This is a genomic window from Inquilinus limosus (assembly GCF_051487185.1).
Lineage (GTDB): Bacteria > Pseudomonadota > Alphaproteobacteria > DSM-16000 > Inquilinaceae > Inquilinus > Inquilinus limosus_F.
In genome coordinates, this window is the sequence record NZ_JAHVDK010000015.1 from 1 (window position 1) to 11,895 (window position 11,895).

The 11,895-nt window shown below is 68.7% G+C and carries 13 protein-coding genes and 1 pseudogene; 6 read left to right on the top strand and 8 right to left on the bottom strand.

The genetic code is table 11. From position 1 onward, the window contains the following. From KXR53_RS17955 to KXR53_RS17970, 4 genes and pseudogenes are all read left to right on the top strand, one after another. A pseudogene (locus KXR53_RS17955) lies at nt 1-399 on the top strand (hypothetical protein); the annotation flags it as partial. A 69-nt stretch (nt 400-468) separates the two neighbouring features. Continuing rightward, nucleotides 469-660, top strand: coding sequence for a twin transmembrane helix small protein (locus KXR53_RS17960; RefSeq protein ID WP_026872016.1), 192 nt, complete (start codon nt 469-471; stop codon nt 658-660). 14 nt (nt 661-674) lie between these two features. Further along, nucleotides 675-1,238: a cob(I)yrinic acid a,c-diamide adenosyltransferase gene (locus KXR53_RS17965; protein WP_437376615.1), complete on the top strand. Its 564-nt coding sequence runs from the start codon at nt 675-677 to the stop codon at nt 1,236-1,238. 163 nt (nt 1,239-1,401) lie between these two features. Then, on the top strand, nt 1,402-2,274 hold the full coding sequence (locus KXR53_RS17970) for a 3-hydroxybutyryl-CoA dehydrogenase (protein ID WP_437376616.1): 873 nt from the start codon (nt 1,402-1,404) through the stop codon (nt 2,272-2,274). Between the two features lie 207 nt (nt 2,275-2,481). Here the strand turns inward: KXR53_RS17970 and KXR53_RS17975 are convergent, their stop codons facing one another. From KXR53_RS17975 to KXR53_RS17985, 3 genes are all read right to left on the bottom strand, one after another. After that, nucleotides 2,482-3,234, bottom strand: coding sequence for a hypothetical protein (locus tag KXR53_RS17975; RefSeq protein WP_437376617.1), 753 nt, complete (start codon nt 3,232-3,234; stop codon nt 2,482-2,484). Between the two features lie 83 nt (nt 3,235-3,317). After that, complete coding sequence (locus KXR53_RS17980) at nt 3,318-4,517, bottom strand: Bcr/CflA family efflux MFS transporter (protein WP_437376618.1); 1,200 nt, start codon at nt 4,515-4,517, stop codon at nt 3,318-3,320. Between the two features lie 405 nt (nt 4,518-4,922). Continuing rightward, complete coding sequence (locus tag KXR53_RS17985; RefSeq protein WP_437376619.1) at nt 4,923-5,813, bottom strand: alpha/beta fold hydrolase; 891 nt, start codon at nt 5,811-5,813, stop codon at nt 4,923-4,925. A gap of 157 nt (nt 5,814-5,970) precedes the next feature. Here KXR53_RS17985 and KXR53_RS17990 point away from each other — a divergent pair, with 157 nt between their 5' ends. Continuing rightward, on the top strand, nt 5,971-6,567 hold the full coding sequence (locus tag KXR53_RS17990) for a CGNR zinc finger domain-containing protein (RefSeq protein ID WP_437376620.1): 597 nt from the start codon (nt 5,971-5,973) through the stop codon (nt 6,565-6,567). A gap of 148 nt (nt 6,568-6,715) precedes the next feature. Here the strand turns inward: KXR53_RS17990 and KXR53_RS17995 are convergent, their stop codons facing one another. Next, on the bottom strand, nt 6,716-6,838 hold the full coding sequence (locus tag KXR53_RS17995; protein ID WP_437376621.1) for a hypothetical protein: 123 nt from the start codon (nt 6,836-6,838) through the stop codon (nt 6,716-6,718). A 337-nt stretch (nt 6,839-7,175) separates the two neighbouring features. Beyond that, nucleotides 7,176-7,673 (bottom strand): Lrp/AsnC family transcriptional regulator, encoded by a 498-nt coding sequence (locus KXR53_RS18000; protein WP_437376622.1) that lies wholly within the window; start codon nt 7,671-7,673, stop codon nt 7,176-7,178. A 116-nt stretch (nt 7,674-7,789) separates the two neighbouring features. Between KXR53_RS18000 and glyA the strand changes: the two genes are divergently transcribed. Continuing rightward, nucleotides 7,790-9,148, top strand: coding sequence for a serine hydroxymethyltransferase (gene glyA, locus KXR53_RS18005; protein WP_437376623.1), 1,359 nt, complete (start codon nt 7,790-7,792; stop codon nt 9,146-9,148). 122 nt (nt 9,149-9,270) lie between these two features. Here the strand turns inward: glyA and KXR53_RS18010 are convergent, their stop codons facing one another. From KXR53_RS18010 to fsa, 3 genes are all read right to left on the bottom strand, one after another. Further along, a complete protein-coding gene (locus tag KXR53_RS18010) occupies nt 9,271-10,236 on the bottom strand; it encodes a tyrosine recombinase XerC (RefSeq protein ID WP_437376624.1) in 966 nt (321 codons plus the stop codon). Nucleotides 10,237-10,434: 198 nt separating this feature from the next. Then, nucleotides 10,435-11,151: a DUF484 family protein gene (locus KXR53_RS18015; RefSeq protein WP_437376625.1), complete on the bottom strand. Its 717-nt coding sequence runs from the start codon at nt 11,149-11,151 to the stop codon at nt 10,435-10,437. A gap of 10 nt (nt 11,152-11,161) precedes the next feature. Then, nucleotides 11,162-11,863, bottom strand: coding sequence for a fructose-6-phosphate aldolase (gene fsa, locus KXR53_RS18020; RefSeq protein ID WP_437376626.1), 702 nt, complete (start codon nt 11,861-11,863; stop codon nt 11,162-11,164). Nucleotides 11,864-11,895 lie beyond the last annotated feature (32 nt).

An 11,895-nucleotide genomic window follows, 5' to 3' on the forward strand; every position in this document is an offset into this window, starting at 1 on the left:
CAGCCGGTCGCCGCCGCAGCAGCGCCGGCCACGCCCGCGGCCCCGCCGGCCGCCGCCGCATCTCCGGCGTCGGGCACGCCACCGGCTTCGACGGCCGCCCCGGTGCCGCAGGTGGCTGCCGCGCCCCCGGCGCCGCAGCAGCCGGAATCGCTGATCAACGTGCCCCCCGCATCGATCATCACGGCGCCGACGGTGGAGGCCCTGGTGCCCCGGGTGGACGCCGGCCCCGCCGCGGCATCGCCCGGCCCCGGCGCCCCGGTGCCCTTCACCGTGCCGCCGCCGCGGTCGCGGCCGGAGGTCGCCGCGGCGCAGCCGGACCGGGGCGTCGCCCCGCCTGCGACCCGGCCGCCGCCGCCGGGCGCCTTGAACGTGCCAGTGCCGCGCCGCCGGCCGGGCTGACGCATGGGTGTGTGACGGTTCCGCGCAATCGCCCTGTCCGGTGCCCCTCAGGCGGCCTATAGTCTCTGCATGAGCATCGTCTTCCTTATCCTCGCCGTGATCTGCATGATCGGGGTGGTCGCCTCGCTCGCCACCGGCGTGTTCGGCATGGCGCAGAACGGACCGTTCAACCGGAAATGGGGCAACAAGCTGATGCAGGCCCGCATCGGCTTCCAGGCGCTGGCCATCCTGTTCTTCATCCTGGCCCTGTGGACGGCCTGACGGGGCGGGCGCGGATGGTCACGCTGACCCGGATCTACACCCGCGGCGGCGACGCCGGGCAGACGTCGCTGGTCGGCGGCCGGCGGGTGGCCAAGCACGATCTGCGGGTCGAGGCCTTCGGCACGATTGACGAGGCCAACGCCGTGATCGGCCTCGCCCGGCTGCATGCAGCGGGCGAAGCGGACGCCATGCTCGGCCGGATCCAGAACGACCTGTTCGATCTCGGCGCCGACCTGGCGACGCCGGAGGAGCCGGCGCCGAAGCACCCGCCGCTGCGGGTCACGGCGGCGCAGGTGGAGCGGCTGGAGCGCGAGATCGACGCCATGAACGCCGCCCTCGCGCCGCTGAACAGCTTCGTGCTGCCGGGCGGCAGCGCCGCCTCGGCCCAGCTCCACCAGGCCCGCACCGTGGTGCGGCGGGCGGAGCGGCTGATCTCCGCCCTGATGGCGGCGGAGCCGGTCAATCCGGAGGCGCTGAAATACGCCAACCGCCTGTCCGACCACCTCTTCGTCCTGGCCCGCCATCTGAACGATGACGGCAAGAGGGATGTGCTGTGGGTCCCCGGAGCGCATCGATGAGCCGATCGCTGAGCCGATCTGCCCAGCGCTTGGGCAAGATGCTTGCGCGGGCGGCAGTCGCGTTGACAAGCTCTGTCGGACATCACTATCGTTCGACCTCTTTGCTGCACCGCACCAATGCGGGCGGCCGACGGGACAGGGACGTTCGGAGCGGAACCCAGGCATGATCCAGACGATCGGCGTCATCGGCGCAGGGCAGATGGGCAGCGGCATTGCCCAGGTCGGCGCGCAGAGCGGCTTCACCATCCGGCTCATGGACGTCGATCCGAAGGCGCTGGAGCGGGCGCACGAGTCGATCGAGGGCCATATCGACCGGCTGATCGGCCGGGGCAAGCTGACCGCCGAGGAGAAGACGCCGATCCTGGCCCGTATCCACGCCGCCTCCGACTACCAGCTCTTCACGGATTGCGACCTGGTGATCGAAGCGGCGACCGAGAGCGAGCCGATCAAGCGTGAGATCTTCAAGCAGCTGGTGCCGCATCTGAACGAGCGGGCGATGGTGGCGACCAACACCAGCTCGATCTCGATCACCCGGCTCGCGGCCACGACCGACCGGCCCGAGCGCTTCATCGGCATGCATTTCATGAATCCCGTGCCGGTGATGAAGCTGGTGGAGATCATCCGCGGCATCGCCACCGACGACGCGACCTATGAGGCGATCCGCGACCTGGCGCTGAAGCTGGGCAAGACGCCGGCGGTGTCAGAGGATTTCCCGGCCTTCATCGTCAACCGCATCCTGCTGCCGATGATCAACGAGGCGGTCTACACCCTGTATGAGGGGGTGGGGTCGGTCGAGGCGATCGACACCTCGATGAAGCTCGGCGCCAACCACCCGATGGGCCCGCTGGAGCTGGCCGATTTCATCGGCCTCGACACCTGCCTGTCGATCATGAACGTGCTGTATGACGGCCTGGCCGACAGCAAGTACCGGCCCTGCCCGCTGCTGGTGAAATACGTCGAGGCCGGCTGGCTCGGCCGCAAGACCAAGCGCGGCTTCTACGACTATTCGAAGGACGTGCCCGTCCCGACGCGGTGACGCCGCCGAACCCAGGTCGGCTTGTTGCGTTGCCTCTCCCGCTTGGCGGGAGAGGTCGGGCTCGCGCAGCGAGACCGGGTGAGGGCGGGCCCGGCCTCGACAAAATCCCCTCACCCGGAGGCGCAAGCGCCTCCGACCTCTCCCGCAAGCGGGAGAGGCAAAACAATTGGGTTCTCATGGTGGGGCAGTCCCGGCGGCCGGCCGCGTTCAGCCGCCGCCGGGCTTGAGCAGCCAAGGTGCGCGGTCGAGCCGTTCGCCGGTCTCGATGTCGTACCAGCCCTGGACCGGGATCTTGTCGCTCTCGTCGAGATGCCAGTAGCGGCCGGCATCCGGTCCGTCCTCGGGCCACCAGGGCACAGGGGGCTTTTCGCCCTCCGCCTTCTTCCGCCGTCCGAACCAGTCGGCGCCGGAATACTCCGGGTCCAGCCAGGCCGGGTCGGGACGGATGCGTAGGTCGCGGCAGAGATGGAAGACGATCGCCTCCAGCGAGTGCTCGGCCAGGGAGAGGTCGACGTCGATCGCCGGGTCGTCGACCAGCCGCTTCCACATGGCGGCGATCTGCGCCTCGCAGGTCTCGGCCGGGAGGTCCCGGTTGGCGGCGACCGAGCAGGCGACGGCGCGGGCCACCCGGTGGCGGCGCGTCTCCTTCGCCGCGGCGCTGTCGCGGGCGTGGACGGCGGCCTTCTCCGCCATCTCCTGCCGCTTGCGGGCGAGATGAAGCTTGAGCGCCAGCATGCGGCTGACACCGCGGCCGGCGCGCTCGAAGGCCAGCCCGAACTCCTTGGCCTTGGCGGCGTCGTCGGCCTTGACGGCGGCCATGGTGGCCTGATGCATCGCCTCCGCCTGCTCCATCGCCATCTCGGCCAGCCGGTCGAGCAGGCGCACCGCCTGCTCGGCCTCGGCCGGGTCGAGGCCCGGCGCGGCAGGCTGCGGGGTGGGGACGGAGTGCGGCTTGTTCATGGAACATATCATGAACGAGGTGCGCGGAGTTAAGCAATGAACATTGTGTTTACCCCGGACGAAGGCACGGATTGCTTCGCCGGCTATGCCGGCGGAACGCCGAGCACAACCTTCTTCAGCCGGATGGCTGCGGCGGCGGCCAGCAGGCCGATGAAGGAGACCAGCAGCATCAGCCCCAGCAAGAGCGCAGGCGACGGCTCGCCGGACAGGGCGAGGCCCGTCAGCGTCGTCATCAGCGCGCCGCCCAGGACGGTCACTGCGCCGGTGATGCCCGCCGCGCTTCCTGCCAGCCGAGGGCGCACCGACATCGCCCCGGCATTGCTGTTCGGCATCGTCATGCCGTTGCCCAGCCCGACGAAGATGGTGCACCCGAAATAGAGGGCCGGCGTCAGATGGCCCATGGCGATGACCGCGAGGCCGAGGAGAAGGCCCAGGCAGGCCAGCACCCGGCCCATCAGCATGACCGTGGCCGGCGGGTGCCGGCCGGCAAGCCGGCTGGCCAGCCAGCTGCCGGCCAAGAAGCCCGCGGTGATGCTGCCCACGAACACCCCCAGCTCCGCCGTGCCGATCCCGAACACGGCGGTGGCGACAAGGGGCGCCCCGGCCAGGAAGACGTAGAAGGCGCCGGTCGAGAAGGCCGTACACAGCGCATAGCACCAGAACACCGGCTCACGCAGCAGCGCGGTCAGGCGCCTGCCGTCATGTCCTTCGCCGGCCGAGGGCCGGTTGGTCTCGCCCAGATCCGCCCATGCCAGGCCCAAAAGCCCCGCCCCGGCCGCGGCATAGAGCAGGAAGACCATGCGCCAACCGAAGGCGGCGTCCAGAACGCTGCCCAGCATCGGTCCCAGCATCGGGGCCAGCGCCATCGCCATGCCGATGCGGCCCAAGAGCCGCGCGGCCTCGGCCTCCTCGGCCGTGTCGCGGACGATCGCGAGGGACAGGACATAGCCCGACACCACGGCCGCCTGCAGCATCCGGAACGCCAGCAGCATCCACACGGTCCCGGCCGTCGCACAGCCGAGCGACGCGAGAGTGAAGACCGCAAGCGCCGCGAGCAGCACCGGACGCCGGCCGATCCGGTCGGACAGCGGACCCGCCCCGAGCTGGACCGCGGCCGTGACGGCGAGATACCCGCCGAGGGCAAGGCTGACCAGGGCGTAGTCGGCCTCGAGATCCCGCGCGATGTTGGCCAGCGACGGCACGATCATATTCAGCGTCACCGTCGAGGTGGCGGTCATCAGGATCAGTGTCGCCAGGGCCGGGGGAGCGCTTGCCTTGCGCATCGGGTTCCGAATCCTCTGAACACAAAAAAGCCCCCGAACGATGGTCCGGGGGCGCATGGCGAACGGATATGGCTTCCGCTACCGGGCCATGCACCTTTCGCCTACGACTGCGAAATTCGATTGAAGCATCTGCTGTCTCCTGCGCAATAAACCTATTACCGGATCGGCTAGTTGCGCAAGTTCTCTATTCCGGCGCGCTGTGGGCTCAAACCGGCTACCGACCCTCCCGGCAGCCGATGCCACGTGGGTCGAAGCGGGTCAGCCGCGGGTGGCCGCTGACTGGTTTCGGCCCTTATCCGCCGTAGGCGAATTGCCGGCGCTTTCTGTCAAGCGGACATTCAGCACTATCAATTATCGAGCTTCCAAATGTCGGTAGCGCTCGACCCGCGTCTTGGATCCTTGGCCTCAGGAGCCGTCCGCTACGCTTGATTGCACATTCAGGATGAAGTCGCGCATCAGCGCCGCGCACTCCTGATGGTGCGTCTCGAGCAGGAGATGCGCCGCGTCGTAGATATGCATGTCCAGCCGATCGAGTTCGCGGGCGTAGGCGAGCACCTCATCGATCTCAAAGTATGGGTCGTGCCGACCCCAGAGCAGGAGCGCAGGCGGTTGATGATCGCGGTGATAGGCCGCGATGTCGGGGAACCGGGCGACGTAGGACCCGTAGTCGGCGAAGATGCGGAACTGTATCTCTACAAGTCCCGGCCGGCTCATCCGCTCCCAGTCGAGGTGCCAGCCATCAGGCGCGAAAAGCGGCTTGAGCCGATCAGGGATGTCGCCGACATAGGTATGCCGCACTCCATTGAAGTTCAGCCATTCGGGAAGTTTTGCGCGGTTTTCGGGAGTGGGATCGGCCCAATAGGCCTTGTTCCCGTCCCAATCTGGGCCAAGGCCCTCCTCATGGGCATTGCCGTTCTGGATGATGAGACCCATCACACGGTCGGGACTTGCCAGCGCCAGAGCGTAGGCGACAGGCGCTCCGAAATCGTGGACGTACAGGAAAAACCGCTCCAACCCGATCTCGTGCGTCAACGCGTCGATCGTCCGTGCCATGGCCTCAAACGTATACGGGTAGTCGTCCGGGGCTTGGGTGAAGCCGAAGCCGGGCAGATCGGGCGCAACAACGCGTGTCACCTCGGCCAAGGGACCTATAACGTCGCGGAAGCTGTACGATGAACTGGGTTGACCGTGCAGAAGCAGCACGCCACACGCCTCATGCCGCCCCGCCTCGCGATAGAACAGGTTCACCCCATCGACCTTGATCATACGATGTCTGGTCTTGTGAACGTTCAGCATAGATGTCTCCTTTGATCTGCCGGCTCGACTCGCGAATGGCGCGCCTGGTTTTACAACCGCCGCTCTTCGCGCTGCCCCGATGCGTCAAAACCGGATATCCATGCGATAGCGGTTAGCAGTATCTAACCGCATAACGTCACTTTAGCGGTTAAGTTCCATGCCGGACGATGTGGATACAGTGTGGCTGCCCGGGCATTTCATCGGCGGGCATGCCGCGCTCGACCTTGCAAATGCCGTTTTCGACAGGCGAATTCCCGCGCAGGATAACGAGCTTCTGAAATCGGCTAGAGACGTCGGAAGCTGGCTCCGCGCATCGGGCCTTGCCAACGACAGTCAGGCGCAAGCGATTGCCGGTGTCGCTGACGCCGGGTTCGTAGAGCGGGTCCGGGAGATCAGGGAGGCATCGTACTCCATTTTCGAGGCGCGCGCCGCCGGCAGGTCGCCTCCAGCGGAGGCGCTTGGCCTGCTGTTCCTGCGCGCCGCGAATGGGCTCTCAGCCGGACCGCTCGAATTGTGCAAGACAAGGCTGGAACTCAACTTCGTCCAGTGGCAAGACCCCGAGGCTGTCACCGCCTTCCTGGCCATGCTGTCGGTCGAAGCCTTCTTCACCCTGCCTGACGAAAGGCTCCGCTCCTGCCCTCGCTGCGGCTGGCTCTTCGTCGATACTTCTCGCGGAGGAAAACGCCGCTGGTGCAGCATGCGAACATGCGGGAACCGCGAAAAGGTATCGCGCCACAATGCGCATGCCCACTGAAGCGACAGCGCTCACATTGAGCGGTGACCGAATGTCCGCTTGCATCACTTGTCACCGCAACTGGACGGACCGGAAACCGCCCTTCGCAGACGGGCGGAGCCCTGCGGCTCTTTCGACCATGAACGTACCAGCCTCCGTCTGGTGAGAGTCAGGCCGCCTTCCGGCCGTCCTCGAACCAGATCAGGGCCAGGCACAGCGCGGCCGCGCCGGCGGCGATCGTGCGCGCCCAGTTCCAGGCATCCCACGGCTGGAAGTAGCGGGCCCGCGCCACCGTCGGTCTTTCTCGGCCTGCTGCTGCGCGACCTGCAGATCCAGGTGCTGGTCGGGGCCGCGTCGACGCCGGACGACAATGCCCTGCGGCCGCGGGCGGATGCCGCGGCGGATCTTTTCCTGCGGCTCTACGGGCCGGCGCGCGGCTGATACCAGCGATTCGACGCCCCTCACCGTCATTGCGAGGAGGCGAAGCCGACGAAGCAATCCAGGGGCCGCACGTACTGGCCCCTGGATTGCTTCGCTTCGCTCGCAATGACGATGTTTGGAATTCCGAAAATGGGTCTCGCAAGCGGCGCCGTGGGAAGAGTCGGGCCAAGGCTCGGCGGTATGAGTCGTCACGCCCCGATCGGCACCTTGGTCTCGTACTTCACCCGCGACAGGTTGAAGCTGGTGCGGAAGCGTTTGATGTTGTGCTCGTTCGCCAGCACGCGCCGGCAGAACAGGTTGTAGGCCTCCATGTCGCGGCAGGTGACGACCAGCAGGTAGTCGATCTCGCCGGACACGAAGTAGCATTGCTGCACCTCCGGCTCGGCCGCGATCTTGCGCTCGAAGGCGGCCAGCACGTCCTCGCGCTGGCGGTCCAGCTCGACCCCGACGAAGGCGACGATGGTCTGGCCGACCTTCTCGGGATCGACCAGCGCCACGTCGCGCACCACCACCCGCTCCTGGCGCAGCCGCCGCACCCGCTTCAGGCAGGCCGGCGGCGACAGGCCGACCCGTTCGGCCAACGCCAGGTTGGTGATCTGGTTGTCCTCCTGCAGCGCGTCGAGGATGCGGCGGTCGATGGCGTCGAGCTGGACCGGGGCAGGGTGGTTGCGGTCGGGACTTTTCATGGATTTCCTCGAAGCAGCGCCCGCACATTCCACGACGGAAATTCCGGTCCTGCAAATCGAAATCCGTTTCCGCCGATTTCGTCCTAGCCTCGATGAACGTCGAACAGGAGGCGGACATGGACTCACCGGATCTGTCGAATCGCATCGAGGTGCATGACCGGGAGGCGCTGGCGGCGGCGCGCGCCGTGCTCGACGCCTGCGCCGATGCCGCGGCGATGGGCGAGGCGGTCAAGGCCGCGGTCGGGCGCAACGCGGCCTGGCGCGGCGAGGAGTGCATCAACCTCTTGGCGCCCGAGGCGCCGACCAGCCCGGGCGTGCGCGCGCTGCTGGCGGCCGAGATCGGCACCCGCGCGGCGGAGGGCCATATTGGCCGGGTCAACCGCTGGTTCGCCGGCACCCGCCACATCGACGAGGTCGAGGCGCTGTGCGTCGAGCTGCTGAAGCGGCATTTCCGCTGCAACTACGCCGACCATCGGCTCTGCGCCTCGATGATCGGCAACGCCGTGGCCTACACCGCGCTGACCGCGCCGGGCGACGTGGTGATGACCGCGGCGCAGCCGGTCGGCGGCCATTCCTCGAACCGGGCCGACGGGCCGGCCGGCGCCATGGGCCGCACCATTGTCGACATTCCGATGGATCCCGAGGAGCTGGTGGTCGACATCGACCTGTTCCGGCGGGCGGCGCCGCTGGCCCGGCCGAAGCTGGTCGCGCTCGGCCTGTCGATGACGCTGTTCCCGCAGCCGGTGGCGGCGATGCGCGAGGTGATCGCGGAGTGGGGCGGCCGCTTCTTCTTCGACGCGGCGCACCAGCTGGGCCTGATCGGCGGCGGCCAGTTCCAGGATCCGCTGAAGGAGGGCGCGGACATCGTCACCGGCTCGGCCGGCAAGACCTTCGCCGGCCCGCAATCCGGCATCCTCTTGTGGGACGATCCGACGATCACCGAGGCGGTGACCACCGCCGTCTTCCCGGTCTGGGCGGCGACGCATCAGGTCAACCGGGTGGCGGCGCTGGCCCTGGCGACGGCGGAGGCGATCGCCTTCGGCGCGGCGCTGCAGGCGCAGATCGTCGCCAATGCCCGGGCGCTGGCGCAGGCGCTGCAGGAGCGCGGCGTGCCGATGCTGGGCGCGCACAAGGGCTTCACCACCACGCATCAGGCGATCGCCGATGCCCGGAACTTCGGCCGCGGCCTGGCGGCGGCGCAGACGCTGGAGCGTGCCAACCTGATCGTGAACAAGAACCTGCTGCCGGCGGACCGCAAGGAGGACTGGGACTATCCCGGCGGGCTGCGCATGGGGACGATCGAGGTCACCCGCTACGGCATGCGCGAGCGCGAGATGGAGGCGATCGCCGAGCTGATCGCCCGGGTCCTGGTGCGCGGCGAGACGCCGGAATCGGTGCGGCCCGACGCGGTGGCGCTGCGCCGCAGCTTTCCCACTCTCTACTATTGTTTTGAGAACGGGTTGCCGCCGGCCTGAGAGGGGTGAATTCCCGACGTCATTGCGAGCGCAGCGAAGCAATCCATGGTGCAGTTCGCGCGAACCGATGGATTGCTTCGTCGGCTTCGCCTCCTCGCAATGACGGGAAGGGAGGGGAGGGGTCAGCCCCGGCTGCGCCGCGCCCGCGGATGGGCGTCGGCGTAGACCGCCATCAGCCGGTCGGTGTCGATGTCGGTATAGCGCTGCGTGGTCGACAGGGCGGCGTGGCCCAGCAGCTCCTGGATCGTGCGCAGGTCGCCGCCGCCGACCAGGAGATGGGTGGCGAAGCTGTGCCGGAGGGCGTGCGGCGTCGCCGAATCGGGCAGGCCCAGCACGGCGCGCAGCTGGCGCATCTGCCGCTCGGCCACGCCGGGGTTCAGCGGGCCGCCGCGGGCGCCCAGGAACAGCGGCCCGTCGGCGGCGAGAGGGTATGGGCAGGCGGCGATATAGGCCTCGACCGCCTCGCGCACCGCCGGCAGCACCGGCACCATGCGCTGCTTGCGGCCCTTGCCGGTGACCACCAGCGTGTCGCCCTTCGGCGCCTCGCGCCGGATCAGCCCCAGCGCCTCACCCAGGCGCAGGCCGCAGCCATAGAGCAGGAACAGGAGAGCGCGGTCGCGCAGGCCAATCCAGGCCTCGTCGCTCAGGCCCTCGACGGTGTCGACGGCATTGAGCGCGTCGCTGACCGCCAGCGGCCGGGGCAGGCGCTTCGGCAGCTTGGGGTTGCGGAGAGAGCCGATGGCGGCGTTGTGCAGCACCCCGGCGCGGTCGAGATGGGTCAGGAAGTTGCGAACGCCGGACAAACCGCGCGCCCGGGTGGCGGCGCCGGCCCCGTCCGCGGCCCGGCGCGACTGGTAGGCGCGCAGGTCAGCGAGGGCGGCGGCCGCCAGGTCGTTCAGGCTGGGCGGCCGGCCGAGATGCTCGGCCAGGAAGCCGACGAAGCGACCGACATCGCTGAGATAGGCGCGCAGCGTGTGCGGCGACACCCGCTTCTCGTCCTCCAGCCAGACCCGCCAGCGGCCGGCAGCGTCACGCAGATCCGCCGCCGCCGGCCAGCCGGCCATCGCGGTGTCGGATTCCGAGGTCATGAAGGCGGCGCGGCCGGTGCCGCCCCCTCACCCGAAATCGCTGCGCGATTTCGACCTCTCCCCGGGGGAGAGGTGAACCAGCACGGCCCTTCTTCCCCTCTCCTCGGGGAGAGGGAGGGGCCCGACGCCGAAGGCGGCGGGAGGGTGAGGGGGGAGGGGCGGGAGCTTCCAAACGCCGGCCTGCCCATCGGCCCGGTCCTAGCCGTCTTGGCCGGGGATGGTCAGCCAGGAGCGGATGCAGCGCTCCAGCACCCGGCCGAGGAAGCCGACCAGCTCGGTCCGCATGCCGGGATGGAACATCTCCGGGTCGCGGCTGCCGAGGGCCAGCAGGCAGGGCGGCGTCTCGGGCGAGACGTTGAGGCGGACCAGCGCCTGGCTGCGCACCAGCCCGGCCCCGGCACCGAACAGTGCCTCGTCGCCGGTGATGTCCGATTCGAGCTGCAGCTCCTGCCCGCCCAGGCGGCGGCCGACCTCGCCCGGCCCGACGATGCGGACCTCGGCGCTGTGCGGCGGCGATTCCTCGCCATCCGCCGCCTCGACCAGCAGCGTCACCACGTCGAGGTCGAGCAGCACGGCGAGGTCGGTCGACACCGTGTGGATCAGCTGCTCGAAGCTCTCGGCGTCGAGCAGGAACAGGATCGCGGCATGCACCCGGTTCTGGGTGTTGTGGTTGGCGCGGCTGGCGCTGATGAAGGCGCGCTGCTGCTCCTTCAGCCGATCGACCTGGCCGCGCAGCCTTTCGGTCTGATAGCCCTGCAGGTCGATCACCCCCTCGCCGCGGTCGCGCGGCGGCAGGGCCAGCCGGCCCAGCAGGTCCGGATGCTGGACCAGGAAGTCCGGATGGGCCAGCAGCCAGGCCGAGACGTCCGCCGCGGTGATCGCGGGGGCGTCCGGGCGCTTCACTTCCTGTGCCAACGGGCCGCCCTCACGCCGCCGACTTCTGCTGCTTCAGGGCCGAGAGTTCGTGCTCGTCGAGGATGCTCTGGCCGGTCTTCTGCCAGTCGGCCACGAAGGCCGTCAGGCCCTTGTCGGTCAGCGGGTGGTTGAACAGCGCGCGCAGCGCCGCCGGCGGCATGGTGCCGACATGGGCGCCCAGCTTGGCGGCCTGGATGACGTGCTGCGGACCGCGGATCGAGGCCACCAGCACCTCGGTCTTGATCGCCGGATACTGGCGGTAGATCTCGACGATGTCGGCGATCAGCTGCATGCCGTTCTCGCCGATGTCGTCGAGCCGGCCGACGAAGGGCGAGATGAAGGACGCGCCGGCCTTGGCTGCCAGGATCGCCTGGCCGGCCGAGAAGCACAGCGTGACGTTGACCATGGTGCCGGCGTCCGCCAAGGTGCGGCAGACCTTGAGGCCGGCCGGCGTCAGCGGCACCTTGACCGCGATGTTCTTCGCGATCTTTGCCAGCTTGCGGCCTTCGGCCAGCATGGTCTCGAAGTCGGTGGCGGCGACCTCGGCCGAGACCGGGCCCGGGACCACCTCGCAGATCTGGGGAATCAGATCGAGGAAGCGCGCCCCGGACTTGGCGACGAGCGAGGGATTCGTGGTCACGCCATCGACCAGACCAGTGGCGGCGAGGTCGCGGATTTCGGTGATGTCGGCGGTATCGATGAAGAACTTCATGGGCCTCGTTCCAATGGCCGGGAATCGCTTCG

What these genes read in the sequence shown, in the direction of transcription:
- KXR53_RS17970 (WP_437376616.1), top strand. Translation starts at nt 1,402, where the DNA reads ATGATCCAGACGATCGGCGTCATCGGCGCAGGGCAGATGGGCAGCGGC.
- KXR53_RS17960 (WP_026872016.1), top strand. Translation starts at nt 469, where the DNA reads ATGAGCATCGTCTTCCTTATCCTCGCCGTGATCTGCATGATCGGGGTG.
- KXR53_RS18010 (WP_437376624.1), bottom strand. Translation starts at nt 10,236, where the DNA reads ATGACCTCGGAATCCGACACCGCGATGGCCGGCTGGCCGGCGGCGGCG.
- KXR53_RS17985 (WP_437376619.1), bottom strand. Translation starts at nt 5,813, where the DNA reads ATGCTGAACGTTCACAAGACCAGACATCGTATGATCAAGGTCGATGGG.
- glyA (WP_437376623.1), top strand. Translation starts at nt 7,790, where the DNA reads ATGGACTCACCGGATCTGTCGAATCGCATCGAGGTGCATGACCGGGAG.
- KXR53_RS17965 (WP_437376615.1), top strand. Translation starts at nt 675, where the DNA reads ATGGTCACGCTGACCCGGATCTACACCCGCGGCGGCGACGCCGGGCAG.
- KXR53_RS17980 (WP_437376618.1), bottom strand. Translation starts at nt 4,517, where the DNA reads ATGCGCAAGGCAAGCGCTCCCCCGGCCCTGGCGACACTGATCCTGATG.
- KXR53_RS18000 (WP_437376622.1), bottom strand. Translation starts at nt 7,673, where the DNA reads ATGAAAAGTCCCGACCGCAACCACCCTGCCCCGGTCCAGCTCGACGCC.
- KXR53_RS17975 (WP_437376617.1), bottom strand. Translation starts at nt 3,234, where the DNA reads ATGAACAAGCCGCACTCCGTCCCCACCCCGCAGCCTGCCGCGCCGGGC.
- KXR53_RS17990 (WP_437376620.1), top strand. Translation starts at nt 5,971, where the DNA reads ATGCCGGACGATGTGGATACAGTGTGGCTGCCCGGGCATTTCATCGGC.
- fsa (WP_437376626.1), bottom strand. Translation starts at nt 11,863, where the DNA reads ATGAAGTTCTTCATCGATACCGCCGACATCACCGAAATCCGCGACCTC.